The sequence below is a fragment of the Burkholderia paludis genome (genome assembly GCF_000732615.1).
Taxonomy (GTDB): Bacteria; Pseudomonadota; Gammaproteobacteria; order Burkholderiales; family Burkholderiaceae; genus Burkholderia; species Burkholderia paludis.
Genome location: NZ_JPGL01000049.1, coordinates 1 through 25845, shown reverse-complemented (window position 1 = coordinate 25845; position 25845 = coordinate 1). Strand labels below are relative to the sequence as shown.

General features: G+C 68.1%; 23 protein-coding genes. 11 read left to right on the top strand and 12 right to left on the bottom strand.

The window, feature by feature from the left end:
* Positions 1-282: 282 nt before the first annotated feature.
* The 3 genes from GQ56_RS0126385 to GQ56_RS46095 all read right to left on the bottom strand — a co-directional run bounded on the left by GQ56_RS0126385 (position 283) and on the right by GQ56_RS46095 (position 2301).
* Positions 283-1647 carry a GGDEF domain-containing protein gene (locus GQ56_RS0126385; protein ID WP_031401502.1) on the bottom strand — a complete coding sequence of 455 codons (1365 nt, stop codon included), beginning with the start codon at positions 1645-1647 and terminating at the stop codon, positions 283-285.
* 108 nt (positions 1648-1755) lie between these two features.
* The gene (locus tag GQ56_RS0126380) at positions 1756-2004 is read right to left on the bottom strand and encodes a DUF2795 domain-containing protein (RefSeq protein ID WP_031401501.1); all 249 of its coding nucleotides are present in this window, start codon (positions 2002-2004) and stop codon (positions 1756-1758) included.
* Between the two features lie 126 nt (positions 2005-2130).
* Positions 2131-2301, bottom strand: coding sequence for a hypothetical protein (locus GQ56_RS46095; RefSeq protein WP_006489933.1), 171 nt, complete (start codon positions 2299-2301; stop codon positions 2131-2133).
* A 150-nt stretch (positions 2302-2451) separates the two neighbouring features.
* On the opposite strand from GQ56_RS46095, the gene speG reads away from it, so the two are divergent.
* The 3 genes from speG (at position 2452) to GQ56_RS0126360 (ending at position 4588) form a co-directional block, all read left to right on the top strand.
* Positions 2452-3009, top strand: coding sequence for a spermidine N1-acetyltransferase (speG, locus tag GQ56_RS0126370; protein WP_031401500.1), 558 nt, complete (start codon positions 2452-2454; stop codon positions 3007-3009).
* A 490-nt stretch (positions 3010-3499) separates the two neighbouring features.
* Positions 3500-3847 carry a surface attachment protein Sap1 gene (gene sap1 / locus GQ56_RS0126365; protein WP_031401499.1) on the top strand — a complete coding sequence of 116 codons (348 nt, stop codon included), beginning with the start codon at positions 3500-3502 and terminating at the stop codon, positions 3845-3847.
* Between the two features lie 186 nt (positions 3848-4033).
* Positions 4034-4588 (top strand): YaeQ family protein, encoded by a 555-nt coding sequence (locus GQ56_RS0126360; protein ID WP_031401498.1) that lies wholly within the window; start codon positions 4034-4036, stop codon positions 4586-4588.
* Positions 4589-4609: 21 nt separating this feature from the next.
* On the opposite strand, the gene GQ56_RS0126355 is transcribed toward GQ56_RS0126360, so the two are convergent.
* Positions 4610-5023, bottom strand: a complete 414-nt coding sequence (locus GQ56_RS0126355) for a VOC family protein (RefSeq protein ID WP_031401497.1) — start codon at positions 5021-5023, stop codon at positions 4610-4612.
* Between the two features lie 431 nt (positions 5024-5454).
* On the opposite strand from GQ56_RS0126355, the gene ada reads away from it, so the two are divergent.
* The 3 genes from ada (at position 5455) to gshA (ending at position 9549) form a co-directional block, all read left to right on the top strand.
* Positions 5455-6546 carry a bifunctional DNA-binding transcriptional regulator/O6-methylguanine-DNA methyltransferase Ada gene (ada, locus tag GQ56_RS0126350; RefSeq protein WP_031401496.1) on the top strand — a complete coding sequence of 364 codons (1092 nt, stop codon included), beginning with the start codon at positions 5455-5457 and terminating at the stop codon, positions 6544-6546.
* Positions 6547-6566: 20 nt separating this feature from the next.
* Positions 6567-7502 (top strand): DNA-3-methyladenine glycosylase family protein, encoded by a 936-nt coding sequence (locus GQ56_RS0126345; protein ID WP_031401495.1) that lies wholly within the window; start codon positions 6567-6569, stop codon positions 7500-7502.
* Positions 7503-7935: 433 nt separating this feature from the next.
* A complete protein-coding gene (gene gshA, locus GQ56_RS0126340; RefSeq protein ID WP_031401494.1) occupies positions 7936-9549 on the top strand; it encodes a glutamate--cysteine ligase in 1614 nt (537 codons plus the stop codon).
* Between the two features lie 93 nt (positions 9550-9642).
* On the opposite strand, the gene GQ56_RS0126335 is transcribed toward gshA, so the two are convergent.
* Positions 9643-9954 carry a DUF4148 domain-containing protein gene (locus tag GQ56_RS0126335; RefSeq protein ID WP_031401493.1) on the bottom strand — a complete coding sequence of 104 codons (312 nt, stop codon included), beginning with the start codon at positions 9952-9954 and terminating at the stop codon, positions 9643-9645.
* Positions 9955-10490: 536 nt separating this feature from the next.
* Between GQ56_RS0126335 and GQ56_RS0126330 the strand changes: the two genes are divergently transcribed.
* Positions 10491-12131 carry an L-lactate permease gene (locus GQ56_RS0126330; protein ID WP_031401492.1) on the top strand — a complete coding sequence of 547 codons (1641 nt, stop codon included), beginning with the start codon at positions 10491-10493 and terminating at the stop codon, positions 12129-12131.
* Positions 12132-12235: 104 nt separating this feature from the next.
* On the opposite strand, the gene GQ56_RS0126325 is transcribed toward GQ56_RS0126330, so the two are convergent.
* Complete coding sequence (locus GQ56_RS0126325; RefSeq protein WP_031401491.1) at positions 12236-13144, bottom strand: LysR family transcriptional regulator; 909 nt, start codon at positions 13142-13144, stop codon at positions 12236-12238.
* Between the two features lie 230 nt (positions 13145-13374).
* Here GQ56_RS0126325 and GQ56_RS0126320 point away from each other — a divergent pair, with 230 nt between their 5' ends.
* Both GQ56_RS0126320 and GQ56_RS0126315 read left to right on the top strand, forming a co-directional pair.
* A complete protein-coding gene (locus tag GQ56_RS0126320; RefSeq protein ID WP_031401490.1) occupies positions 13375-15546 on the top strand; it encodes a phosphocholine-specific phospholipase C in 2172 nt (723 codons plus the stop codon).
* Between the two features lie 221 nt (positions 15547-15767).
* Entirely contained in the window at positions 15768-16493 is a 726-nt protein-coding gene (locus GQ56_RS0126315) for a phosphonate utilization associated transcriptional regulator (protein ID WP_031401489.1), read from the top strand.
* 135 nt (positions 16494-16628) lie between these two features.
* Here GQ56_RS0126315 and GQ56_RS0126310 read toward each other — a convergent pair whose 3' ends face one another.
* From GQ56_RS0126310 to GQ56_RS0126285, 6 genes are all read right to left on the bottom strand, one after another.
* Positions 16629-16901 (bottom strand): hypothetical protein, encoded by a 273-nt coding sequence (locus GQ56_RS0126310; protein ID WP_031401488.1) that lies wholly within the window; start codon positions 16899-16901, stop codon positions 16629-16631.
* Between the two features lie 153 nt (positions 16902-17054).
* Positions 17055-18443 carry an FAD-dependent oxidoreductase gene (locus GQ56_RS0126305; RefSeq protein ID WP_031401487.1) on the bottom strand — a complete coding sequence of 463 codons (1389 nt, stop codon included), beginning with the start codon at positions 18441-18443 and terminating at the stop codon, positions 17055-17057.
* 126 nt (positions 18444-18569) lie between these two features.
* On the bottom strand, positions 18570-19700 hold the full coding sequence (locus GQ56_RS0126300; protein WP_031401486.1) for a 2-aminoethylphosphonate--pyruvate transaminase: 1131 nt from the start codon (positions 19698-19700) through the stop codon (positions 18570-18572).
* Between the two features lie 47 nt (positions 19701-19747).
* On the bottom strand, positions 19748-21475 hold the full coding sequence (locus GQ56_RS0126295) for a putative 2-aminoethylphosphonate ABC transporter permease subunit (protein ID WP_031401485.1): 1728 nt from the start codon (positions 21473-21475) through the stop codon (positions 19748-19750).
* The gene (locus tag GQ56_RS0126290; protein ID WP_031401484.1) at positions 21472-22563 is read right to left on the bottom strand and encodes a putative 2-aminoethylphosphonate ABC transporter ATP-binding protein; all 1092 of its coding nucleotides are present in this window, start codon (positions 22561-22563) and stop codon (positions 21472-21474) included. The genes GQ56_RS0126295 and GQ56_RS0126290 overlap by 4 nt, the downstream gene beginning before the upstream one ends.
* A gap of 87 nt (positions 22564-22650) precedes the next feature.
* Positions 22651-23706 (bottom strand): putative 2-aminoethylphosphonate ABC transporter substrate-binding protein, encoded by a 1056-nt coding sequence (locus GQ56_RS0126285; protein WP_031401483.1) that lies wholly within the window; start codon positions 23704-23706, stop codon positions 22651-22653.
* Between the two features lie 208 nt (positions 23707-23914).
* On the opposite strand from GQ56_RS0126285, the gene phnA reads away from it, so the two are divergent.
* Together phnA and GQ56_RS0126275 are read left to right on the top strand one after the other, a co-directional pair.
* Complete coding sequence (gene phnA / locus GQ56_RS0126280; protein ID WP_031401482.1) at positions 23915-25153, top strand: phosphonoacetate hydrolase; 1239 nt, start codon at positions 23915-23917, stop codon at positions 25151-25153.
* A 29-nt stretch (positions 25154-25182) separates the two neighbouring features.
* A partial coding sequence (locus GQ56_RS0126275; RefSeq protein ID WP_031401481.1) for an aldehyde dehydrogenase family protein occupies positions 25183-25845 on the top strand: 663 nt, incomplete at its 3' end.

Sequence of the window (25845 nt, the reverse complement as noted above, 5' to 3'; positions counted from 1 at the left end):
CGCACCCGCATCAATCCCAGTGATGGTGATGGTAATACCCGCCATCGCTGTAATAGCCGCCTGCGGGCACGACGATACAGCCGCTCAACAACACGGCGACGCTGGCAATCAGCAAAAGGGTCTTCTTCATCGCATTCACCTGCTGGGGTTCGACATGAAACCCAGCATAGCGAGCGCCCGCAACACCGGCTGTAAGCGATCGTTTCCCTGTTCCGCAATCCGTAACGGCGGATTATTCCGGTCAGAATGACCGTAACAAATGCGCGCAAACAGCAGATGTTTTCAGGCGGCGACGACCCTGTTGCGCCCGGTGTCCTTCGCACGATAGAGCGCGGCATCGGCGGCTTCGATCAATGCATCGGGCGTCGAGAGATCGTCGGCCGACACGGTCGCGCAGCCGACGCTCACGCTCACGCTCACGCGCCCGGCCGGCGCGGCAGGCATCGCGAGATCGAGCCGCAACACCGCTTCGCGCGCCTCCTCGGCGACCACCCGCGCGCCGCGCGCGCCCGTGTTCGGCAGCACGATCGCGAACTCCTCGCCGCCGTAACGCGCAACGATGTCCGCGGGCCGCCTCACCGCGCCGGCCAGTGCGTTCGCGACCGCAATCAGGCACGCATCGCCCTTCACGTGACCGAACGCGTCGTTGTACGTCTTGAAGTGGTCGACGTCGATCATCAGCAGCGACAACGGCTCGCCCTGTCGGCGCGCCTGCAGGAACAGCGTGTGGAAATGGTCGTTGAAGTGGCTGCGGTTGAACGCGCCCGTCAGCCCGTCGCGCGCGGACGAACGGATCAGCGTCGCATGCGCCTCGAACAGCCGCTGGTACAGCATCGTCACTTCCCACGCGAGCACGCAGACGAGCACGCCGGGCGTGAACATGCTGAACACGCGCGCGAGGTACCAGCCGACCGTGTAGCGATGGGTGCTCATCAGGTTCAGCGTCGTGTCGGTGAGGCACGCGAGCACCGCGATCGCGAGCCACAGGTCGAGTGTGGTGCGAAGCCGGCCGGTCACGACCACGGCGGCGAGCGCCAGCGCATTGAGCAGCCACACGACGAGCGCGACGCCGCTGACGGGCAGCACGGCCGCATCGCCCGGCGGACGAAACGCGGGCGGCAGCGGCACGTGCAGCGCGAACAGGCACAGCAATCCCGCGGCGACCGCCGGCCCGCCAACCAGCGCGAGCGTCCACCGGCGCGTCTGCCGCGCGCCGATCGGCGCACGCATCCGCCGCTCGCGCGCGAGCAGCGCGACCATCACGAAAGCCGGGAAGCCCGCGTGCCAGAACACCCACATCCACGCGGCACTTTGCGGCCGTGCGCCGAACAGCCCGTGCGGCGCGAACACGCCCGGAAAGGTGAGCAACTGCAGCGCGACGGCGAGCGCGGAGAACGCGTAGGCGCCGCCGAGCGCGCCGAGCACGGGCTGGCGCGTCACGGTGAACTGCGCGCCGAGGAAGAACGCGGCGATGCTCGCGGTGGTGAACACGGTGAGCGCGCACATCGGCATGAACGGCTCGACGGTCGGCAGGGCGACGTCCGCGTGCGGCGCGGCGATCCCGAGCGCGAGCAGGATGACGAGCGCCGTCAGCGCGCCGAACCAGAGCTGACGGCGCGTCGTGTGCTGGATCAGGATGCCTTCCATGGAGTTCCCCGGCGCGTAGGCGGAAACGCCCGGTCTTGCGCCGGGCGGCAGGCAGCCGGCCGCTGCGCGTCCGGTGCGGCCTGATGCTATCGCGTTATGGAAGTGCGCTCAAACCCCGAGGCCGGGGCCGAAGTTGCCGGCGACCCAGTGCGTGACGGCGTCGACGTCCGCGTAGTCCTGCTCGGGCAGGCCGTCGAGCATCGACAGCACCTCGTTGCTGGCGCCCGCGTCGCGCGCGGCATCGACGATCGCATCCTTGTTGGCCGGGTAGCGGACGGCGGCGAGGACGTCGGCGATCTGCAGGTCGATCGTTTCGTGGGGAATGTCGTGGCGGGGGCGGGCGGGCTGGTCGTTCACGGCGGCGTCTCGCGGGTTGGGCGGGAATCGGATCGAGGCGGAATTCGGGTGCGTAACGGCGCGCGATACGCGCTCACCGTCCGGGGCGGCCCGGACGGCGCGCCCTGCGGATGCACGGCAAGCGACTCAATGCCCGCGTCGCACGCGGCGCCATGGATGCTTCCAGTCGATGTGCGGTGCGTTTTCGTCGCGCGGGTGCTGACGCCGATGTTCCTGCCACAGTTCGTCGGAAAACAGCGCCGCCACGATCACGAGCGGCAGCACGAGGAAAATTCCGAGTATGACTTGCTCGATCACGATAGCCTCCCTGAGGTGGCAGGAACCCTTGCTCCCATTCTAGGCTCTGAACCTCGCCCGCGTTCAATTTCTTACAGTGCGGAACGGGCCCGGCGCGGCCATGCCGCACGGGCGTTTCGTGCGTGCGCGGGCCTCAAACAGGATACGAACATGCAACTCCAGAACGATAGCAACACGCTCGCGCTGCGGCCGCTGGAGCGCCAGGACCTGCGCTTCGTCCACGAGCTGAACAACGACGCGAAGATCATGCGCTACTGGTTCGAGGAGCCGTACGAAACCTTCTCGGAGCTGTCGCAACTGTACGACCGTCACGTGCACGACCAGCGCGAACGCCGGTTCGTCGCGGTCGATGCGCAGGGCGAACTGGTCGGCCTCGTCGAGCTGATCGAGCTGGACTACATCCATCGCCGCGGCGAGTTCCAGATCATCATCGCGCCGCAATGCCAGGGGCGCGGCTATGCGGGCCAGGCGACGCGTCTCGCGATCGAGTACGCGTTCAAGGTGCTGAACATGCGCAAGCTGTACCTGATCGTCGATACGTCGAATGCGGCGGCGATTCATGTGTACGAGAAATGCGGATTCCAGCACGAGGCCGAATTGAAGGAAGAATTTTTCGGCAACGGCGCGTATCACAATGCTTATCGCATGTGCATCTTTCAGCGCGATTATTTCGAACGTCAGCAGTCCGGTGCGAATCGCGCCGGTTAAAGGGGCACGGGCGCGACATGCCGGCGGCGGAGCGTGCGCGGGCGCCGCACGCATGCGGGGAAATACGGATAAATACGGGCGCGCTTATACCTGGCATTTTTCTTGTTTCAGGTAAATGCGATTCCGCGTTGCGGTAAAGTCGAATCGTTTTGAATGACTTTATGTGCGATGCATCAAAAAGATCCGGATAGCGAAATGGATTATCCAAACCGTTCAACCGCTGCATTGTAAATTTGCTGAAAGTCTTGCCGGGCAATGCTTTCCGCCCGGCGGCGCGGGCCTGTCCGCCGCGCGGCGCGCGTCGCGCGGCCGGGGCGCGGTACAAAAGGCGGGTGGTGTACGGGGTGCGACAATCCGCCGCTATTGCGGTCGCACAACAAATGTGCTTGCTATCGTTTGACGGTCTTCTAAAGTGAAAAACGTGGGTTGACGATCACCTTTAAACACATAGCTAACCCAAGCCTGGTGCCCGCAAGCCTGGAGACAGAACATGATGAAGCGTACCGGATTCCTTTTTGCCCTCGTCGGCGCATTTTGTGCGGTGTCGATTGCCCAGGCCGGCGGCGATGCAGCCGTCAAGCCGAAGCAGGAAATCCAGTTGACGAAGAACGCATGGGGCTGCCTGTCGAAAGACAATCTGGACTCCGTACTGAGTCACGAGCGTGACGGCCAGTCGCAGGCGAAGCAGCAGTACTTCGACGACTACCGTTGCCTGTCGGTGCCGGAAGGCCAGCGGTTCCGCGTGGTGTCGGTCGACCAGGGCGACGTGCAGTTCGTCAGCGCCGACAACAGCGACCAGCAGGGCCTCTGGACCGATTCGCGCTTCGTCAAGCAATAACCGCCCCGTCGCCGCGCAGTCACACGACGCGCGAGCGCGCCGGCCCGATGCGCCGGCGGCCCGAACCGAGCCCGGCCCGGCGCATGCCGGGCCGTTGCGCTGTGGGGGCATGACACGCGCCGGAGGGCGCGCATTCGGTATCATCACGGCCCGACCGAACCGAATGCCCGCCCGGGCCGTATCCGCATGGCGCTGAAATCCACGATCTACAAAGCTGAACTGCAAATCGCCGACATGGATCGGCATTACTACGCCGATCACGCGCTGACGGTGGCGCGCCATCCGTCGGAGACCGACGACCGGATGATGGTGCGCATCGTCGCGTTCGCGCTGTTCGCGCACGAGCGGCTCGAATTCTGCAAGGGGCTGTCGGACGTCGACGAGCCCGATCTGTGGCAGAAGGACCTGACGGGCGCGATCGACGTGTGGATCGAGGCCGGCCAGCCCGACGAACGGCGCATCTCGAAGGCGGCCGGCCGCGCCGGACAGGTCACGGTGATCGCCTACGGCGGCAAGACCTCGGATATCTGGTGGCAGGGCGTGCGCAGCAAGGTCGAGCGGCTGCGCAACGTGCAGGTGCTGTCGCTGGCCGACGGCGTCGCGGCCGCGCTCGGACAGCTCGCGGAGCGCACGATGCGCCTGCAGTGCACGGTGCAGGACGGCGCGGCATGGATCTCGAGCGCCGACCACGATCCGGTTGCGGTCGAATGGACGGTGCTGAAGGCGCGCGCGGGCGCGTGACGACCCGCGCGCCGGCCGCGTTCAGCCGATCGCGGCCGGCGGCCCCTTGAATTCGAGCATGTTGCCTTCCGGGTCGAACAGGTAGATCGACGGCCCGTAGCCGCCGGCGCCGTAGCGCTCCGCCGGGGCGCCCGGCTGCGCGCCGTGCGCGGCGAAATGCGCGATCAGCGCGTCGGGGTCGAACGGTTCGACGCGCAGGCACAGGTGATCGAGGTTGCGTCCCGCGCCGGGCGGGCCGCTGTCGGGACGGTCGATCGGGCCGCCGACCGACAGCAGGTCGATCAGCGCATCGCCGGCCCGCAACTGCACGAGGCCGAGATCGGGTTGCTCCTTTTCCACGTGGCAGCCGACGGCGTCGCAGTAAAAGCGCGTCATCGTCGCCATGTCGGTCACGCGCAGCACGATGTGATCGATCGCGCGGATGGTCGGTTTCATGGGCAGGCACTCCTTCGCAGTCGGCGAGCATCGAGTGTAGACGCATCGCGCCTGCGCTGCCGGCCGGAACGCGGCACAATCGACGGACGAAAAAAAGCCCGTTCACGCAGTGCGGAACGGGCTTAATCCATATCAGGAGGAGACATGGAGGAGACAGTTCCAACTATACACACGGCGATGGTGCGACGCAATATTCCGAATGAAAAAAAACGTCAGGACGGCGATTTGTCGCATCCGCACTGCAGCAAAATGGTGACGAAACGATGACGGAAACCGCGTTGTCGCAGCTGTCGCGGGCGTTTTGACGGACTTATTTTCGATCGATGTGTCCCCGGTTCGCTGGAGCGAATCACAGAGCAAGATTCAGGGCGCGTCGGCAGGTGCCAATGTCTAGAGTAGGCGCCATCTACACTAGAGAGTGCGAGGTTCAGATGAAAACCGCCTATCCGACCGATGATGCCCGCTGGGGCGCCGTGACCGAGCGCGATCCGCATGCGGACGGCGCGTTCTTCTATGGCGTGCGCACGACCGGCGTGTTCTGTCGGCCGACCTGCGCATCGCGGCTGCCGCGTCGCGAAAACGTGTCGTTCTTCGCCGATCCGGCGGCGGCGCGCGCGGCCGGCTTTCGTCCCTGCAAGCGCTGCCAGCCGGAAGGGCTGCCGCGCGAGCTGGAAATCGTGAACCGCGCGTGCGCGGTGCTCGACGCGCAAGCCGAGCGGCTCACGCTGGAGCAGTTGAGCGACGCGGTGCACGTGAGCCCGTTCCACCTGCAACGGATCTTCAAGCGCGTGGTCGGCGTGTCGCCGCGGCAGTACCAGGCCGCGCAGCGCGGCGCCGCGTTGCGCCAGGCGCTGCAGGACGGGCAGCCGGTCACGCAGGCGGCCGTCGACGCGGGCTTCAACTCGCCGTCGCGGCTCTATGCATCGGTGCCGCGCGAGCTCGGGATGACGCCGTCCGCGTTCCGCCGCCAGGGCGCCGGCCTGCGGATCGATTATGCGAGCGCGTCGACGTCGCTCGGCACGGTGCTGGTCGCCGCAACCGGGCAGGGCATCTGCCGGATCGCGTTCGGCGACGATGCGGCGTCGCTCGTCGGCGAGCTGAAGGACGCGTTTGCACGCGCCGAGCTGGTCGAATCGCCGGCACGGCTCGCGCCGTTCGTCGCGCAGATCCGCGCGTACCTCGACGGCACGCGGCACGCGTTCGACCTGCCGCTCGACATCGCGCCGACCGCGTTCCAGCAGCGCGTATGGGAGGCGCTGACGCATATTCCCTACGGCGAAACGCGCAGCTACTCGGAGATTGCGGAGGCGCTGGGCGCGCCGCGCGCGGTACGCGCGGTCGCGTCCGCGTGTGCGTCGAATCCGGTCGCGCTCGCGATCCCGTGCCACCGTGTCGTGCAAAAGGGCGGCGCGCTTGCGGGGTATCGCTGGGGCGTGCGCCGCAAGGCGACGCTGCTCGCGTCGGAAGCGAGTCGCGCGCGTGACGACGAAGCCGAATCCGTTGCGGAGGGCAACGCAGTTTGAGCATCGCAAAAACAACGAGGATGCCCATCGCGGACGGCGGCCATGTGCCGCCGTCCGTGCAGATGGAGCTGCGCTTCAATGCGCCTTACGACTGGGCGCGCGTGCTGCGCTTCTTCAGCGGGCGCGCGATTCCCGGTGTCGAGCAGGTCGCGGGCGGCGTGTACCGCCGCATCGTCGACCTGCACGGCGATGCAGGCCGGCTCACGGTCGCGAAACATCCGCGCAAGCATTGCCTGGTCGCGACGGTCGAAGGGGCGGTGGTCCGCCACGTCGACGATGCGTTCACCCGACGTGTCGCGACGATGTTCGACCTCGGCGCCGATCCGGCCGCGATCGGCGGCGGGCTCGCGCGCGATCCGTGGTTCGCGCCGCTCGTCGAGGCCGCGCCGGGGTTGCGCGTGCCGGGCGCATGGTCGGGGTTCGAGCTGGCCGTGCGCGCGATCGTCGGCCAGCAGGTGAGCGTGAAGGCGGCGACGACGATCGTCGGCCGGCTCGTCGAGCGCGCCGGCGAGCGCGTCGTGCCGGTCGACGACGGTGCGCCCGCGTGGCGCTTCCCGACGCCCGATGCACTGGCCGGCTGCGATCTCGACAAGATCGGGATGCCCGGCAAGCGGGTGGCGGCATTGACGGGCGTGGCGCGCGCGGTGGCGGCCGGCGACGTGCCGGTCGATCGCGAGCATGCCGATCTCGCGGCGCTGCGCCGCGCGTGGCTCGAACTGCCCGGCATCGGCCCGTGGACCGTCGAGTACATCGCGATGCGCGCGTGGCGCGACCCGGACGCGTGGCCGGCCTCCGATCTCGTGCTGATGCAGTCGATCGCCGCGCGCGATCCGGCGCTCGACCGGCTCGCGAGCCAGAAGCGCCGTACCGAAGGCTGGCGGCCGTGGCGTGCGTACGCGGCGCTGCATTTGTGGAACGAAGTGGCCGACCGGGCAGGCGGCGCGCGCGGCGGGTGAACGCGCCGGCCCACGGCCGGGTGCCACCGGACGGGGCCGCGACGCAACCCGTTGCGCGGCCGTGCCGAAAGACGCCGGCAGCCCGCCGTTCCGGCGCCGTCGCGAATCCGGCGCCGGCCGGAGCCCGGGCGCGCGAGGTGCGCCCAACTCCCTGCTCCCGGCCGGTTCAGCGGCCGGGTTGCACCTGCCGCCCGCTGCCCGCGTATCGCGTTCCATCGGACGAAAGTGCGTGACCGACCGGGCCGGCCGGAACCCGCAACGCATGCGGCGACCCCGTGCCCGGCGGGCCGCCGCGGCCCGCGCACCGTGCCCGTGGCCACCTCAAGCGCGTGTTCCGGCGAGATGTTAAAGTGCCCGCTACCAACGAAGCGACCAACAATCCAGCCGGCCGCGCGCGGCGTTCTGCGCGCGGCCGTCACGCACTTGCGTCTCCATGTCGAACACCATGACTCACCGCCAGTCCGAACTGCTGCTGAATCGCCTCGACGCGCTGAGCTCGGGCCCGACGCGGCAGCATCTGCCCGACGGCCTGCGCGGCATCGAAAAGGAAAGCCTGCGCGTGACGCGCGACGGGATGATCGCGTTCACGCCGCATCCGCGTGCGCTCGGTTCTGCACTCACGCATCCGGCGCTCACGACCGATTACTCCGAGGCGCTGATCGAGCTGATCACGCCGGCGGAGCGCGACGCCGCGATCACGCTCGAGCGTCTCGACGATCTGCATCGCTACGTGTACGCGTCGCTCGGCGACGAGATGCTGTGGAACGACTCGATGCCGGGGCGGCTGCCGGCCGACGACCAGATTCCGATCGCCGACTACGGCGCGTCGAACATCGGCCGTCTGAAGACTGTGTACCGGCGCGGCCTCGCGTATCGCTACGGCCGCACGATGCAGTGCATTGCCGGCATCCACTACAACTACTCGCTGCACGAGGAAGTGTGGCGGCGCCTGCATGCGGAAGAAGGCTCGACGGCCACGCTGGTCGATTACCAGTCGGAGCGCTATCTCGCGCAGATCCGCAACTTCCGCCGCCGCAGCTGGCTGCTGATGTACCTGTTCGGCGCGTCGCCCGCGCTCGACACGAAGTTCCTGCGCGGCAAGCCGCACAAGCTCGACACGTTCGACGCCGATACGCTGTACCTGCCGTATGCGACGAGCCTGCGGATGAGCGATCTCGGCTACTCGAACACGACCGCCCAGGCCGCGCTGCACGTCGACTACAACACGCTGCCCGGCTATCTCGATGCGCTGTCGAAGGCGGTGAGCGAGCCGTATCCGGCATACGAGGCGATCGGCACGCATCGCGACGGCGAGTGGATCCAGATCAACACGAACGTGCTGCAGATCGAGAACGAGTTCTACTCGACGATCCGGCCGAAGCGTGTCACGTACTCGGGCGAGCGGCCGCTGCATGCGCTCGCGTCGCGCGGCGTGCAGTACATCGAGGTGCGCTGCCTCGACATCGACCCGTTCGAGCCGACCGGCATCGCGCTGGAGACCGCGCGCTTCATCGACGCGTTCCTGCTCGCGTGCGCGCTCGACGAGAGTCCGGCGCTCGACTGCCCCGCGTACCAGGAAGCGAACGCGAACTTCGGCAGCGTGACGATGGAAGGCCGCAAGCCGGGACTCATGCTGTCGCGCGACGGCGAGCCGGTCACGCTGCAAGCGTGGGCCGATGCGCTGCTGACCGATATCGAGACCGTCGGCCGCCGTCTCGACGAGATCCGCGGCGGCGACGAGCATGCGCGCGCGATCGCCGCGCAACGCGAGAAGCTCGCCGATCCGGCGCGCACGCCGTCCGCGCGCGTGCTGGGCGCGATGCGCGAGCACGGGGAGTCGTTCCTCACGTTCGCGCTGGCGCAGAGCGAGGCGCATGCCGAGCATTTCCGCGCACGTCCGCCGTCGGCGGACACGCTGCGCGCCGAGCAGGCGCTCGCTGCGAAATCGCTGGCCGAGCAGGCCGAGCTCGAAGCGAAGGAGGCCGGATCGTTCGACGCGTTCGTCGCGGCCTATCGCGCCTATACGCTGAACCGCTTCAGCGTCTGACGTTCGTGCACGCGGCCGCACGCGCGTCGGCGTGCGTGCGGCGTGCGCGCCGTTACGTGTTCGATCCGATGTTCGCCCCGGTTCGGTCGGTCGTCAGTGATGCGCGTACGTGCCGCGATCGATCGCGTGCGGCAGTGCCGGTCGTCCCGATTCCACGTTCGCCCGGCCGTCGCCGCCGTAGCCGGCCGCTTCGCCGCGTGCCTGCGCGGCATGCTGCATGATCGCCTGCAGGTTCTCCGGAAAGTCGGGACTGCTCGCGAGGCTCGTCCGGTAGCCGGCGGCCTGCAGTTCCACGAGTTCCTGCCGGACCTCGGCACGCGTCAGCGTCGACGCGCCCTGTGCGTGAGCCGCGAAGGCCGCGCCGATCAATGCGAACGCGCAGGCCACCTGCTTCATCGTCTTCATCGTGTCCACTCCGTGAGGTTCCGGTGCCGTGCCGTGGCGGCGCGGGCGGAACCGATGCAACCAGTCTAGGCTTCGGACGCCAAACGAAACATCCCGCGCACCGTCAGGCACCTTTACCGCACCTGCAACATTGCGCACGCGACGACGTCGCCGCATGCCGGCGAACCGTTCGCGACGGGCTGCCTGACGAGCCCGACAGCGACTCGCCCGCTACCGGTCATTGCACTGCGGCCGATCGGTATCGGGTCGCGGCGCATCGGGCTTGTCCTCCTTGTACAAGCGTCGCGCGCCACCTAACCTCATTTAAGCGACCGATCGGTTGGCCGTGCGACGTCGTTGCGTGCGCAAGCGCCGAGGCGCTCACCCGGGGCGAGCGCGCAGGGCTCGGAACCCGATGCGAGGCATGGGGGCGGGTGAGTGCCGAAGTACCCCGTTCGATCCGGCGCAAGCGCTGACGCCTGAACCCGGTCGACCGCGCAAGGCATGGGACCAGAGTAAGTGCTAAAGCACCAACTCTGGTCGACACTGGAGACACGATGAACGCCACCGACGCCTTACCACCCGGCATCGTCTTCGCGCAGCCGCTGACGCCCGTCGCCCACTCGCTGTTCCTGTCCTTCCTCGTCGCGGCGATCCCGATCGCGGTCGCGCTGGTTGCGCTGGGCGTGCTGCGCCGCCCCGCGTGGCAGGCATCGCTCGCGGGGCTCGTCGCCGGCCTGGCGGTCGCGATCGGCGCGTGGGGCATGCCGGCAGCGCTCGCGTTCGACGCGGTCGGCGCAGGCATGGCGCTCGCGGTGGTACCCGTGATGTGGATCGTCTTCAACGCGCTGCTGCTGTACAACATCGCGGTGAAGTCGGGCCGCTTCGACCAGTTCCGGCAGTGGATGCTCGACAACCTGCCCGACGATCGCCGCCTCGTGCTGCTGGTCGTCGCGTTCTCGTTCGGCTGCCTGCTCGAAGGGATCTCGGGATTCGGCACGCCGGTCGCGATCACGAGCGCACTGCTGATCGCGCTCGGTTTCCCCGCGCTCGAAGCGCTCACCTATACGCTGCTGTTCAACACGGCGCCGGTCGCGTTCGGCGCGCTCGGCGTGCCGATCACCGTGCTCGGCGCGGTGACGTCGCTGCCGCCCGCGACCCTCGCGCAGATGGTGGGCCGCCAGTTGCCGTTCTTCGCGCTGCTGCTGCCGTTCTACGTGGTCGGCGCGTACGGCGGGCTGCGCTCGATCTCCAGGCTGTGGCCGGCGCTGCTCGTGTCGGGCGGCAGCTTCGCGATCGCGCAGTTCGTCACGTCGAACTTCCTCGGCTACCAGCTCACCGACGTGCTGTCGTCGCTCACGTCGCTGATCGTCACGATCGGCTTCCTGCAGATATGGAAGCCGCAGCCCGATCCGCAGTTCGCGCTCGCACGCAGCGTGCCCGCCGCGGCCGGCGCCGCGCGCGCGGGCTTCGGCGGCTGGCTGCCGTGGCTCGTCGTGTCGGTGATCGTGATCGTGTGGGTGCACGCGAACGTCGCGGCGATCGGCGACGTGAAGATCAAGTGGCCGGGCCTGCACAACGCGGTGTTCGTGTCGCTGTATCACAAGCCGTATGCGGCAATCTGGGACTTCCAGCCGCTCGGCACGGGCACCGCGATCCTGGTGTCGGCGATCGTCACGGCCGCGCTGACGCGCACCGGCGTCGGCGATTTCCTCGCCTGCGTGGCGAAGACCTGGCGGCAGACGTGGATCGCGATCGTCACGGTGATGATGATCGTCGGGCTCGCGTACCTGCTGAACTACTCGGGGATCAGCTACACGCTCGGCACGGGCGTCGCGTCGACGGGCGCGCTGTTCCCGCTGGTGTCCGCGTCGCTTGGCTGGATCGCCGTGTTCCTGTCCGGCAGCGACACGTCGGGCAACGCGCTGTTCGGCAACCTGCAGGTCGTCGCCGCGCGGCAGCTCGGCCTCGATCCGGTGCTGATGGCGGCGACCAATTCGTCCGGCGGCGTGATGGGCAAGATGATCTCGCCGCAGAACATCGCGACGGGGGTATCGACGACGGACCTGAAGGGGCAGGAGGGCGTCGTGTTTGCGCGCACGTTCTGGCACAGCGTGATCCTCACGCTGCTGCTCGGCGTGCTCGTGTTCCTGCAGCAGCACGTGCTGACGTGGATGATTCCGGTGCTGCCGAAGTGACACGACGCGGAAAGTGAAGGCACGAAAACGACGAGGGACGGCGCGGGAACACGCGCCGGAAAATGGCGGCAAGCGTGACGCGAATCCGGCAAACGCGCGGCGGCTCAGCGCGCGTTTGCCCGTCGCGTCGCGGGGCGAGCGTCGTCCGCTTCCCCGCCGGCCGGCAGGATGCACGCCAGGAACGCGTCGATCGCGGGGCTCTGGCGGCGCGCTTTCAGGTAGTACACGTATTCGTCGATCGTCGTGTCGACGCCGCGCAGCGCGATCACGCGCAGGTCGGGATGGCGCTCGGCCTCGCCGAGCGGAAACAGGCTGCCGCCGACGCCGTGCAGGATCGCCTCGCGGATCGCTTCGCGGCTGCCGATCTCGGCGCTCGATGCGGCCGCGATGCCGGCCGCGGCGAGGATCGTCTCCGTGCAGCGGCGCGTGACCGAGCCTTCCTCGCGAATCAGCAGCCGCACGTCGGCAAGCCGCGCCGGCTCGATCGCGTCGAAGCGTGCAAGCGGATGGGTGCGGTGCACGACGAGCACGAGCGGATCGGTCGAGATCACCTTGCGTTCGAGGCCTTCGGCATCGTTGCGCTGCGACGAGACGGCGAGGTCGATGCGGAATTCCTGCAGCGCCTGCAGGATCTCCTCGGAGTTGCCGATCCGGCACGTGAGCGCGATCGACGGATGCGCGTTCGAGAAGCGGCCGACCGCCTCCATGATGTAGTACGGCCCCGTTGCGCCGATCCGCAGGTGCCCCTCGAACAGGCCGCCGACGTTGCGCAGCATGATGTCGGCCTGCGCCTCGAGCGCGATCATCTTCTCGACGAGCGGCAGCAGCTCGATCCCCGTCTCGGTGACCTCGAGCTTGCGGCCGTTGCGGTAGAACAGCTCGACGCCGTACACCTGCTCGACTTGCCGGATCTGCGCGGCGATGGTCGGCTGGCTCACGCCCAGGTGGCGTGCGGCGCGCGTGATGCTGCCCTGCCGGACGGTCGCGTGGAACGCCTTCAGCTGATCGAACACGACTCGGCTTCTCCCCCTCTTGAGCGCGCGCCAGCGTAGCGCAGGCGTATGTCGGCCGCATGAAACGCCTGTCACCGGCCGTTTCGAAAAAAAACTGGGGGTCACCGCAAGAAACCTGCTGGAACCGGTCACGGCCGGGACATGCCGGTGCGGGGTAATAGTGCGTAATACACCAACCGCCGGCCCCGCTCGACCGGCACCCCGACTCCCACCGATAACAAGGTTTTTTCATGTCCTCGAACAATCGACGCGATTTCCTGCGCCTCGCCGCGCAGTCGGCCGGCGCGATGGCCGCCTACGCGGGCTTCCCGCCCGCGATCCGCAATGCGCTGGCGATGCCGGCCGCCTATCGCACCGGTACGATCCGCGACGTCGAACACGTCGTGATCTTCATGCAGGAAAACCGTTCGTTCGACCATTACTTCGGCGGGCTGCGCGGCGTGCGCGGCTTCAACGACCCGCGCCCGCACCTGCTGCCGGGCGGCGCGCCGGTGTGGCAGCAGCCGCCGGCGTCGGTGTTCACGAAGAACTACCATTCGCGCGGCCTCGATCCGTCGGCGCCGTACGTGCTGCCGTTCTACCTCGATCCAAAGCAGACGACCGAGTTCCAGCCGGGCACCAACCACGGCTGGAGCAGCGGCCACCTGTCCTGGAACAACGGCCAGTGGGACCAGTGGGTGAACCAGAAGCAGGACGTGCTGACGATGGGCTACCTGAAGCGCCAGGATCTCACGTACCACTACGCATTGGCCGACGCGTTCACGATCTGCGATTCGTACTTCTGCTCCGCGCACGCCGACACGGCGCCGAACCGCATCTACCTGTGGACCGGCACGATCGACTCGCGCAACATCTACGGCACCCCGCCGAACGGCCCGGGCATCGGCGAGCGCGACAACGTGAACGGCTACACGTGGACCACCTACGCGGAGCGCCTCGAGAACGCGAAGATCAGCTGGAAGGTGTACCAGGGCGGCACCGGCATCCCGGGCGACCCGACCGACAACTACACCGACAACTCGCTGATGTTCTTCAAGAAGTTCCAGGTGCAGGAAGGCGCGAGCGGCCCGCTCGTCGACAAGGGCGCATCGAACCACACGCTCGTGGAACTCAAGGCCGACGTGCAGGCGAACCGGCTGCCGCAGGTGTCGTGGATCGTCGCGCCGTACAAGTACAGCGAGCATCCGCAAGCGTCGCCGACCGACGGCGCGTTCTACATCAACATGGTGCTCGAGGCGCTCACGTCGAACCCCGAGGTGTGGGCGAAGACGGTGTTCATCCTCAACTACGACGAGAACGACGGGCTGTTCGACCACGTCGTGCCGCCGGTGCCGCCGGTGACGAGCGGCGTGGGCGGCCAGGGCATCGTGTCGTCGAACCTGCTGTCGAACCTCGGCGACGAGCTGCTCGACCTGAACAAGTACCCGGGCGAGATGAGCCCGCTCGTACCGGGCGCCGACCCGGGCGGCATCCAGCCGATCGGCCTCGGGCCGCGCGTGCCGCTGATCATCATCTCGCCGTGGACGAAGGGCGGCTGGGTCTGTTCGGAGACGTTCGACCACACGTCGGTGCTGCGTTTCCTCGAAGCGCGCTTCGGCGTGAAGGAGCCGAACATCAGCGCGTGGCGCCGCTCGATCTGCGGCGATCTCACGTCCGCCTTCGACTTCTCCGCGCGGCCCGACGCGCGCCCGGTGAGCTTCACGGTGCCGCAGCACATCGCGACGGCCGGCCAGGCATACCAGGTGCCCGCGCAACAGTCGATGCCGGCGCAGGAAGCCGGCACGCGGCCCGCCCGCGCGCTGCCGTACGAGCTGTTCGTGCACGGCCGCGTGAGCGGGCACGACGACACCGTGTCGCTCGATTTCGCGAACACCGGCGACGCGGGCGCGGCGTTCTACGTGTACGACCGCCGCAATCCGGCGACGCCGCCGCGCCGCTATGCGGTGTCCGCGCGCGACCGCTTCGTCGATACCTGGAGCACGTCGGCCGCGCGCGGCGATTACCATCTCGCGGCATACGGCCCGAACGGCTATCTGTGCGAGTTCCAGGGCAACACGCGGCTCGCGACGGACGGCCGCCACGCGAACCCCGAGGCGCGGATCGGCTACGACGTGTGCAACCGCCACGTGTACCTGCAACTGCGCAACAGCGGGCGCGCGACGTGCCGCGTGACGGTCGACAACGCGTACAGCCATGCGCATGCGCGGACCTACACGCTGGAGCCGGGCGAGCGCATCGAGGATCACTTCGCGCTGGCGTCGAGCCACGGCTGGTACGATCTGACGATCACCGCGACGACGCTGCGCGGCGGCGACGACAAGGTCGTGCGCCGCTTCGCGGGCCACGTCGAGACGGGCCGGCCGAGCCAGAGCGATCCGGGGCCGGTGAAGCAAACGGCCTGACGGCCGGCGCGCATCGCGGGCGGCGGGCAAATAACGCTCGCCGCGTGACGCATGACGCGCGACCGCCGCCTGCCGGGTGCAATCCCGTCGCATTCCGGCAGGTGGAATTGGTTTTTGGAAACTGAAAACTGTTGACAATGTGTCGGGTCGAGGGTATACAGGGATCATTCGCCGATCCGGCGCCCCCGATTTCCTACCGCAGCCTTGCTGCCCGCCCGACCATGACTGCCCCGAACGCGCTCAGCGCCATCGAACTCCTGCAAAGCCAGTCGCTCGCGATGATCGTCCAGGACATGCTCGAGCGCGCGATCGTCTCCGGCGAATACGCGCCCGGCGAGAAGCTCAACGAAGTCGAGATCGCCACCCGGCTGAACGTGTCGCGCGGCCCGGTGCGCGAAGCGTTCCGCGCGCTCGAACAGGCCGGCCTGCTGCGCAACGAAAAGAACCGCGGCGTGACGGTGCGGGTCGTGCCGCTGCGCGAGGCGGAGGAAATCTACGAAGTGCGCGCGATGCTCGACGAGTCGGTCGCGCGCGCGCTCGCGAAGCGCATCTCGCCGGACACGCTGAAGGTGCTGAAGGGCATCATCCAGTCGATGAAGGACGCCGCGAAGACACACGACTTCACGCGCTATACGGAGCTGAACGTGCAGTTCCACGACGCGATGGTCGTCGGGGTCGGCAACACCCATCTCACCGACACCTACCGCCGGCTCGTGCGCCAGCTCGGGCTGCTGCGCCAGGCCGCGATCGAGGCCGAGGAGGATGCGATTGCCGTGTCCGCGGCCGAGCACGACAAGATCGTGCAGGCGCTCGCGGGCGGCGACGAGGAGCAGGCCGTCGCGCTGGTGCGCGAGCACGTCGCGCACGGTCTTGCGCGGATGCGCCGCACGCACGAGCAGGGGTTGCCGGCGGCGGGCAAGGCGGCGCGGGAGAAGGCCGGCGTGTGAGCGGGCGCGGTACGCGGCACCGCACATTGTGCGAAAACGCTGGACCGATCTGCCTTGTACGTTGCTCCGGCCAGGTTCAATGCCGTTTGAACCCGACGATGTCCGGAGCGGATGTGGCGATCGCCGGCGCGGAGGCTATTTGCCGCGTCGTTTATCGAAGAAGTCGTCCAGGATCCAGCCCGTGCCGGAGGTGCAGCGCACCTGGGTGTACGCGTAGATCTTCGCGACGCGATCCGCCAGCGGGATGCAGGATTCGCCTTTCCCGACCGTGAAGATCGGCGCGCTCCGGTCGTCATTCGGCTCGGCGAAGACAGGCATGTCCTGACGTGCCGTCCACGTTTCATCGGTGTATCTGGAGCACGCGCCGATCGTCACGGTGACCAGGGCCAATAGCAGCAAGCGCGTCATTTCTTCGGGTATCGACGGATTCCGATCAATCGCTTCGAATGGCGCAGACCGATCGTCAGATCCGCAGGGGGCAATGATACCCGCCGGGGAACTGCCATCCTCATCGCCCGATGTCCCGATGAGATAGCCGATCGCATCGCGCCCCACTCACCGTCACGCCTTGTCCGCCTTCCCCGCCGCGCTCGCGAACGTCGCGAGCCACTTGTCGACGGCCGATGGCGACCGGTTCTCGTCCTCCGCGCGCTCCTTGCGGCGAATGGCATTGCGCACGACGTGCGCGCCGACGTAGCGGAACGGTTCCGCCGGGAACCGGCCGAGCGGGCCGCGCACGATCGGGCTGCGCGTCCACGCATTGTCGAGGCCGAGCACGAGCGACGACAGGATCTGTCCGCCCATGTAGGTCGGCCCGACACCGTTGCCCGAATAGCCGAAGCCGTAGAACACGTTCGGCGCGCCGTCGAGGCGGCCGAAGAACGGGAAGCCGGTGACGGAGCGGTCCGACGGCCCGTTCCAGCTCGCGGTGACCGGCACGCCCGCGAGCGACGGGAAGAACTCGCGCAGGCTTTGCGTGAGTTGCGCCTCGTACGGCGAGCGCCGGTCGAACACGGGTGCGATGCGGCTGCGCCACGAGAACGTGTTGCCGCCCTTGCCGAGCATCAGACGGCCGTCGGCGGTGGTGCGGTAGTAGTAGACGAAGATGCGCGAATCGAGCACCGACACGCCGTCGACGAGCCCGGTTCGCGCGAGCAGCTCCGGGCATCGCTCGGTGATGACCATGTCGCTCGACACGACCGCGATCGTGCGTTCGAATTGCGGGAAGCGGCTCGCCATCCACGCGTTGATCGCGAACACGAGCGTGCCCGCGCTCACGCTGCCGGACGGCGTGCGCACGACGGCGGGCTGGCCCGGCGTGAAATCGAGCATCGGCGTGCGCTCGTAGATCCGGATGCCCATCGCGAGCGCGACGCGGCGCAGCCCGCGCACGAGCTTGCCGGGATGCACGGTCGCGGCGATCGGCGAGTACACGCCGTCGAGATTGCGCGCGGAACCCGAGCGGCGCGCGACCTCGGCGGCCGGCAGCGGCTCGTAGCTATGCATGCCGCACGCGGCGAGCGCGTCGAGCACCGGCGCGAGCGTGCCGACCTGCGCGCGCGACGTCGCGGTGTACAGCGTGCCGTCGAGCCGCAGTTCGGCGTCGATGTCGTGTGCGCGGCAGAAATCGGCGATGTGCTGCACGGCCGCTTCGGATGCCTTCACGAGCCGGATCGCCTCCGCTTCGCCGAACAGGCGCCGCAGCGTCAGGAATTTCGCGGACCACGTGAGCAGGCAGCCGCCGTTGCGGCCGCTCGCGCCGGCGCCGCACAGGTCGGCCTCGACGATCGCGATGTCGAGCGTCGGGTTCTGCTGCTTCGCCTGGATCGCGGTCCAGAGCCCCGTGAAGCCGCCGCCGACGATGCAGACGTCGGCCTGCGTGGCGCCCTGAAGCGCGGGGGCGAGATCGCCGTCGTTGAACAGCGCTTGTTCGATCCAGAAGGGTCGCATCGAATGTGTCGTCAATAAGGGGCGGGGGCCGTGCCGGGCACGGCGGGAAAGCTGCCCGCCGCGCGGTGAGTTGCGGCGGTGCGGGCCGCGCGCGCAACCGCACGCGGCGGGGTGCATCGCATCGCGTCAGGCGGCCGCTTCGGCGGACACGCGGCGCACGCCCATCGCCCGCAGCGTGTCGGCGATCGCGGCGACGGCGCCCGGAATGCCGGCTTCGCCGAAGTGGCCGATGCAGCCGACCCGGAACGTCTCGACCTCGGTCAACTTGCCCGGATACAGGATGTAGCCGCGCTGCTTGACCTCCTGATAAAACCGCTTGAAGTCGTAGTTCGGATCGTCCGGCGCATGGAACGTGACGATGATCGGCGCCTGGATCGCCGGATCGAGGAACGGCCGGAAGCCGAGCGCGAGCATGCCGTCGATCAGCGCGCGATAGTTGCGCCGATAGCGGCCGCCGCGCGCGGCGAGTCCGCCTTCGTCGACGTATTGCGCGACGGCCGCGTCGAGCGCCGCGACCACGTGCGTCGGCGGCGTGAAGCGCCATTGCGTCGTGCGCTGCATGTAGACCCACTGGTCGTACAGGTCCATCGCGAGCGAGTGGCTGTTGCCTTCGCAGCGTTCGAGCGCGCTGCGCCGCGCGATCACGAAGCCGAGCCCCGGCACGCCTTCGAGGCATTTGCCGGACGCGGCGATCACCGCGTCGAACGGCGTCGTGCGCGCATCGATGTCGATCGCGCCGAACGAGCTCATCGCGTCGACGATCAGCGCGCGCCCGTGCTTCGCGACGACCTGCGCGATGTCGTGCAGCGGGTTCAGCACGCCGGCGCCCGTCTCGCAGTGCACGAGCGCGACGTGCGTGATACCGGCATCCGCGGCGAGCGCGCGGTCGACGTCGGCCGGATCGACGCGGCGATCCTCGCGGTAGTCGATCGTCGTCAGCGTGCGGCCGAGCACGCGGCAGATCTTCGCGATGCGCTGGCAGTACGCGCCGTTGTTCGGCACCAGCACGTGGCCGTCGCGCGGCACGAGCGTGCCGAGCGCCGCTTCGACCGAGAACGTGCCGCTGCCTTGCAGCGGCACGCATTCGTGCGTGCCTTCGCCGTGCACGATCTGCAGCAGGCGTTCGCGCAGCCGCGCGGTGATCGCGTTGAAATCGCCGTCCCACGACCCCCAGTCGCGCAGCATCGCGTCGCGCGTGCGCTCGGAGGTCGTCAGGGGGCCGGGGGTAAGCAGGACAGGCTGGGCGGCGGGCGTCATGGTGTCTCCTTGGTGAAGTCGGGACGTCACGTGAATGCGGTGGAACATCAGTGTCGATGCGGGGTGCGCCAGGCCTGCGTACGGCGCAGCAGGCGGTGCGAGATGCACGCGAACAGCACGCAGGCGCACGACGACGTCGCGAGCACGAGCGTCGCCATCGCGGCGGCCGGGCCCATCTGGCCCGCGTCGTCGAGGTTCAGGATCGCGACCGAGGCGGGCTGCGTGTCCGGCGAGTAGAGGAACGCGACGGCCGAGACCGTCGTCATTCCGTTGACGAACAGGTAGCGCGCGATCAGCAGGATCGCGGGCAGGCACACGGGGACGGTCACGCGCAGGAAGGTCCTGTAGAACGGCACCTTCAGCGATGCGGACACGGCCTCGAACTCGCTGTCGATCTGCCTGAGCGCGGTGACGGCGGTCAGGTGGCTCGACGCGTAGTAGTGCACCACCGTGACGATCGCGAGCAGCCACAGCGACCCGTACAGCCCGTTCAGCGGATTGCCTGGCGCGTTGAACAGGAAGATGTAGCTGATGCCGAGCACGAGTCCCGGCACGCCCATCGGCAGGATCGCGCACAGGCTGAGGAAGCCGCGCAGCCCGCGCGCGCCGCGCGTCTTCTCGATCAGATAGGCGCCGCCGAACACCACGATCGTGCCGCCGATCGCGACGGTCGCGGCCATCCGCAGGCTGTTCCGGTACGCGTCGAAAATGCCGGCCGCGATCAGTCCCATCCGGTAATGCTGCAGCCCGAGGCTCATCTGGTACGGCCAGAACTTCACGAACGACGCGAACACCGAGATGCCGACGACCGCGACGAAGAACGCGCAAACCAGCCCGCAGTAAGCGAGCATCGCGGCATCGAAGCCGCGCGACGGCTTCGGCTGGTACGGCGTCGAGCGCGCGCCGAGCTGCGACTGCTGGCGGCGGCGGATGAAGAAGTCGACGCCGAACGCGACCAGCGCGGGGCACAGCAGCATCAGGCTCACGACCGCGCTGCGATTGAAATCCTGCAGGCCGATGATCAGCTTGTAGATGTCGGTCGACAGCACGTTGTACGAGCCGCCGATCACGACCGGCACGCCGAAGTCGTTGATGCACATCGTGAACGCCACCATCGTCGCGCTGATCAGCCCGTACTTGGCGCCGGGCAGCGTGATCGTGAAGAACCTGCGCAGGCGGCCCGTGCCCATCGCGTCGGCGGCCTCGTAGAGCCGGCCGTCGGCGAGCGACAGCGCTGTGACGAGGATCATCAGCACGTGCGGGAACGATGCGTACACCATGCTCAGCACGATGCCCGGCAGCCCGTAGATCGAATGGCCGTGCAGCAGCGGCTTCAGCAGCCCCGCGTTGCCGAACCAGTAGATGAACGACACCGCGGACAGCAGCGTCGGCGCGAGCAGCGGCAGCAGCGCGATCGTGCGCGCCGCGTTCTTCAGCGGCATGCACGAGCGCGTCAGCGCATACGCGAACGTGAACGCCATCGGCACGACGATCGACGTGACGAGCGCGCCGACCGTCAGCGAATGCAGCATCGAGCGCAGCACGCCGCTGTCCTCGAGATACGCGACGAAGTTGTGCGCGCCGACGAAACGCCCGTCCGCATCGACGAAGCACTTCTGCACGACGAGCGCGAGCGGCAGCAGCAGGAACAGCGACATCAGCGCGGCCATCGCGACGAGCGCGAGCTGCGCGACGCGATCGTGCCAGTGCGTGATCTGCCGCACGTCGGCGGGGGCGGAGGCGCCGCGGCGGCGCTCGGTCAGGACGGCGCTCATTGCAGTCGCTCCTTCGCGCACGGGAACACGCGGACATGCTCGCGATCGAGCGCGAGGTCGATGCGCGCGCCGGCCTGCACGCCGGTGCGGTCGACGTCGTGATACGACAGGTCGGCGACGATCTCCTGGCCGTCGAGCCCGTCGATCCGGAAGCTCACGCGGCAGAACGCGCCGAGGAATTCGAGTTTCTCGACGCGGCCGGCCAGCAGGTTGTCGGCCGTTTCGCCCGGCACGCGAATGCGCAGGTCCTCGGGCCGCACGTAGACCGAGACCGCCGCGCCCGGCGCGGGGCGTGCCGCGCCGTGGCGGCAGTCGAGGCCGACCGTGCCCGCGCGCAGCGTGCCGTCCCGCGCGACTTCGGCGGGAATCGTGTTGACGCGGCCGATGAAGTCCGCGACGAACGGCGAGGCGGGCTGCCGGTAGATCTCGAGCGGCGTGCCGATCTGCTCGATCACGCCGTGGTTCATCACGACGATGCGGTCGGCCATCGACAGCGCTTCCTCCTGGTCGTGCGTGACCATGATGGTCGTCACGCCGAGCCGCTGCTGCAGCGCGCGGATTTCCTGGCGCAGCCGCACGCGCACGCGCGCGTCGAGCGCCGACAGCGGTTCGTCGAGCAGCAGCAGGCCGGGCGACGTCGCGAGCGCGCGCGCCAGCGCGATGCGCTGCTGCTGGCCGCCGGACAGCTGGCCCGGATGCTTGCGATGGCTGTCGGGCAGGCCGACCAGCGCGAGCAGCGTGTGCACGCGCTCGTGGATCGCGTCGCGCTTCATCTTCCGGTTCACGAGCCCGTATGCGACGTTGTCGTATACGGTGAGGTTCGGGAACAGCGCGTACGACTGGAACACGATGCCGTAGTCGCGCAGTTGCGGCGGCAGCCGCGAGATGTCGCGGCCGTCCTGCATGATCCGGCCGGCGTTCTGCGTCTCGAGCCCCGCGATGATCCGCAGCAGCGTGGTTTTCCCGCAGCCGGACGGCCCGAGGAAACAGATCATCTCGCCCTTCATCACGCTCAGGTCGATGTCGGTCAGGACCTGCGTGTCGTTGTACCGCTTCTCGATGCGTTCTACGCTCAGATAAGGTGCCATGCGCGCCTCCATGGTGGGGCGGCCCGGGGGCCGGATTCGACGACGGGAAGGGTGGCGCGGGGTGCGGCCCCGCTGCCGGTCGCGGCGTTACTGCTGCGTTTTCGCGCCGTAGCGCTTCTGCCACGTATCGAGGATCGACTGGCGATTCTTCGCCGACCACACGAAGTCGTTCTTCACGAGCAGGTCCGCGTAGTTGTCGGGGATGCCGGCCAGCTTCCGTGCGACGCCCGGATACGCGACGATCGCCCACCAGCGCGCGGTGATCTGGTTCGCGTCCTTGCTGGCCATGAAGTCGGCGAGCTTCTTCGCGGCGTCGGGCTGCTTCGTCGTCTTCATGATCGCCGTGCCTTCCATGTCCCAGCCGAGCCCTTCCTTCGGGAACACGAGATCGATCGGCGCGCCCTGCGACTGCAGTTCGTGGCCGCGGAACTCGAACGAGATGCCGATCGGGAATTCGCCGGTGCCGGCGAGCGTGCACGGCTTCGAGCCCGAGTGCACGTACTGCGCGACGTTGCGGTCGAGCGCGTCCATGAATTTCCAGCCGCGATCGTCGCCGAAGGTCTGCAGCCAGGCGGTCACGTCGAGGTAGCCGGTGCCCGACGAAACCGGGCTCGGCATCACGATCGCGCCTTTATAGACGGGCTTCGTCAGGTCTTCCCACGACGTCGGCTTCGGGATGTTCTTCGCCTGCGCGGCGACGCGGTTGTAGCAGATCGTCGCGCCCCACACGTCCATGCCGACCCAGTGCGGCGGCGTGCTTGCGTCGCTGTACTTGCGCGTGAGCTGGTCGAAGCCCTTCGGCGTGTACGGCATCAGCATGCCCTGCAGGTCGAGCAACGTGAGGCTCGACGCGGCGAGGCCGAGCACGACGTCCGCGCGCGGGTTGTTCTTTTCCGCGAGCAGCTTCGCTGTGACCGAGCCGGTCGAGTCGCGTACCCAGCGGATCTCGATATCGGGGTTCGCTTTCTCGAATGCGTCCTTGTAGGGCTTCATCGCCTCGTCTTCCAGCGCGGTGTAGACGAGCAGCGACGTCCTGGCGTGCGCCGCCTGCGCGGCGCCGAGCGCGACCGCGGCGGCCAGCGCGAGGCGGGCCGCGCCTGCCGCCCATGCATTCAAACGCGTGTTTACCGGCACTTCGTTCATCTTCAGACCCCTTGACTGTGGCGCCGCGGCACACGGCGGATGAGTGGAGACCAGCCCTCTTGATGCACCGTTGTTTTGCTTTCTGTTCTCTGCATGTTGTTGACAATCTACAAATCATCCATTTTAATGTCAAGCATGGAAAACACCTCCCTTCGGCGCGGCGCGAGCGCCGACGGCTCTACCCTTCGAACCGAAAGGAATGAACGTCATGACTGAAACGCCTGTATCCGTGGAAGTGAACGGCCGCCGCTACAACTGGATGAGCCGGCCCGTGGTGGTCGTCTGCGTCGACGGCTGCGCTTACGAATATCTGGAAGAAGCCGCCGAGGCCGGCGTCGCGCCGTTCCTGCGCACGCTGCTGAAGCCCGGCACGGCGCTCAAGGGCGAGTGCGTGGTGCCGAGCTTCACGAACCCGAACAACCTGTCGATCGTGACCGGCGTGCCGCCGGCCGTGCACGGGATCAGCGGCAACTACTTCTACGATCGCGACACCGGCGCCGAGGTGCTGATGAACGATCCGAAGTACCTGGTCGCGCCCACGGTGCTCGCGACCTTCGCCGAACAGGGCGCGCGCGTCGCGGTCGTCACCGCGAAGGACAAGCTGCGCCGCCTGCTCGGCAAGGGGCTGAAGGGCATCTGCTTCTCGTCGGAAAAGGCCGACGAGGCGAGCCTCGAGGAAAACGGCATCGACAACGTGCTCGAACTGGTCGGCAAGCCGGTGCCGAGCGTGTACAGCGCGGACCTGTCCGAGTTCGTGTTCGCGGCCGGCGTGCGCCTGCTCGAGACGCGCCCGATCGACCTGATGTACCTGTCGACCACCGACTACGTGCAGCACAAGTGCGCGCCCGGCACGCCCGGCGCGAACGCGTTCTACGCGATGATGGACGCGTACCTGAAGCGCCTCGACGAACTCGGCGCGATCGTCGCGATCACGGCCGACCACGGGATGAACGCGAAGCACGACGACGAGACCGGCGAGCCGAACGTGATCTACCTGCAGGAGCTGTTCGACGAGTGGCTCGGCCACGACGCCGCGCGCGTGATCCTGCCGATCACCGATCCGTACGTCGTGCACCACGGCGCGCTCGGCTCGTTCGCGACCGTCTACGTGCCGGCGTCGGCCGATGCCGACGCGCTGCGTGCGCGCCTCGCTGCGGTGGACGGCATCGAGGTCGTGCTGACGGGCGCCGAAGGCTGCGCGCGTTTCGAGCTGCCGCCCGCGCGGATGGGCGACCTGATCGTGATCTCGAAGCAGGACGTCGTGCTCGGCACGCGCCGCATCAAGCACGACCTGTCGGGTCTCGACGTGCCGTTGCGCTCGCACGGCGGCATCTCCGAGCAGATCGTGCCGCTGATCTTCAGCAAGCCGGTCGCGACCGACGTCGCGGGCCGCGCGCGGCTGCGCAACTTCGACATCATCGACATCGCGCTCAACCATCTGCAGTGATGCGCACGCATCCGCAAGGGGACACACTCATGAACGCCATTGCAGCATCGACGGACGCCCGCGAGATTCGTCGCGAAGCACTGCGAATCGACGGCGAACGGATTCATCGGGACGCGGTGATCGACGTGCGCAACCCGTACGACGGCACGCTGGTCGGCACCGTGCCGAAGGCGACGCTGGACGACGTGCGGCGCGCGTTCGCGGTTGCACGCGCCTACCGGCCGACGCTCACCCGACACGATCGCGCGGCGATCCTGCGCCGCGCGGCCGACATCGTGCGCGCGCGCACCGCCGAGATCGCGGCGGTGATCACGGCCGAGGCCGGCCTGTGCATCAAGGATTCGACCTACGAAGCGGGCCGCGTTGCCGACGTGCTGACGTTCGGCGCCGGCGAAGTGCTGAAGGACGACGGGCAGATCTTCTCGTGCGACCTGACGCCGCATGGCAAGAAGCGCCGCGTGTACACGCAGCGCGACCCGTTGCTCGGCGTGATTTCCGCGATCACGCCGTTCAACCATCCGATGAACCAGGTCGCGCACAAGATCGTGCCGTCGGTGGCGACCAACAACCGGATCGTCGTGAAGCCGTCGGAGAAGGTGCCGCTGTCGTGCTGCCTGTTCGCGGACATCCTGTACGAAGCGGGCCTGCCGCCGCAGATGCTGCAGGTCGTCACCGGCGATCCGAGGGAGATC

Excerpts from the sequence above, each read along its gene's own strand:
- GQ56_RS0126385 (WP_031401502.1), bottom strand. The coding sequence starts at position 1,647 with ATGGAAGGCATCCTGATCCAGCACACGACGCGCCGTCAGCTCTGGTTC.
- speG (WP_031401500.1), top strand. The coding sequence starts at position 2,452 with ATGCAACTCCAGAACGATAGCAACACGCTCGCGCTGCGGCCGCTGGAG.
- sap1 (WP_031401499.1), top strand. The coding sequence starts at position 3,500 with ATGATGAAGCGTACCGGATTCCTTTTTGCCCTCGTCGGCGCATTTTGT.
- GQ56_RS0126360 (WP_031401498.1), top strand. The coding sequence starts at position 4,034 with ATGGCGCTGAAATCCACGATCTACAAAGCTGAACTGCAAATCGCCGAC.
- GQ56_RS0126355 (WP_031401497.1), bottom strand. The coding sequence starts at position 5,023 with ATGAAACCGACCATCCGCGCGATCGATCACATCGTGCTGCGCGTGACC.
- ada (WP_031401496.1), top strand. The coding sequence starts at position 5,455 with ATGAAAACCGCCTATCCGACCGATGATGCCCGCTGGGGCGCCGTGACC.
- GQ56_RS0126345 (WP_031401495.1), top strand. The coding sequence starts at position 6,567 with ATGCCCATCGCGGACGGCGGCCATGTGCCGCCGTCCGTGCAGATGGAG.
- gshA (WP_031401494.1), top strand. The coding sequence starts at position 7,936 with ATGTCGAACACCATGACTCACCGCCAGTCCGAACTGCTGCTGAATCGC.
- GQ56_RS0126335 (WP_031401493.1), bottom strand. The coding sequence starts at position 9,954 with ATGAAGACGATGAAGCAGGTGGCCTGCGCGTTCGCATTGATCGGCGCG.
- GQ56_RS0126330 (WP_031401492.1), top strand. The coding sequence starts at position 10,491 with ATGAACGCCACCGACGCCTTACCACCCGGCATCGTCTTCGCGCAGCCG.
- GQ56_RS0126320 (WP_031401490.1), top strand. The coding sequence starts at position 13,375 with ATGTCCTCGAACAATCGACGCGATTTCCTGCGCCTCGCCGCGCAGTCG.
- GQ56_RS0126315 (WP_031401489.1), top strand. The coding sequence starts at position 15,768 with ATGACTGCCCCGAACGCGCTCAGCGCCATCGAACTCCTGCAAAGCCAG.
- GQ56_RS0126310 (WP_031401488.1), bottom strand. The coding sequence starts at position 16,901 with ATGACGCGCTTGCTGCTATTGGCCCTGGTCACCGTGACGATCGGCGCG.
- GQ56_RS0126305 (WP_031401487.1), bottom strand. The coding sequence starts at position 18,443 with ATGCGACCCTTCTGGATCGAACAAGCGCTGTTCAACGACGGCGATCTC.
- GQ56_RS0126300 (WP_031401486.1), bottom strand. The coding sequence starts at position 19,700 with ATGACGCCCGCCGCCCAGCCTGTCCTGCTTACCCCCGGCCCCCTGACG.
- GQ56_RS0126295 (WP_031401485.1), bottom strand. The coding sequence starts at position 21,475 with ATGAGCGCCGTCCTGACCGAGCGCCGCCGCGGCGCCTCCGCCCCCGCC.
- GQ56_RS0126290 (WP_031401484.1), bottom strand. The coding sequence starts at position 22,563 with ATGGCACCTTATCTGAGCGTAGAACGCATCGAGAAGCGGTACAACGAC.
- GQ56_RS0126285 (WP_031401483.1), bottom strand. The coding sequence starts at position 23,706 with ATGAACGAAGTGCCGGTAAACACGCGTTTGAATGCATGGGCGGCAGGC.
- phnA (WP_031401482.1), top strand. The coding sequence starts at position 23,915 with ATGACTGAAACGCCTGTATCCGTGGAAGTGAACGGCCGCCGCTACAAC.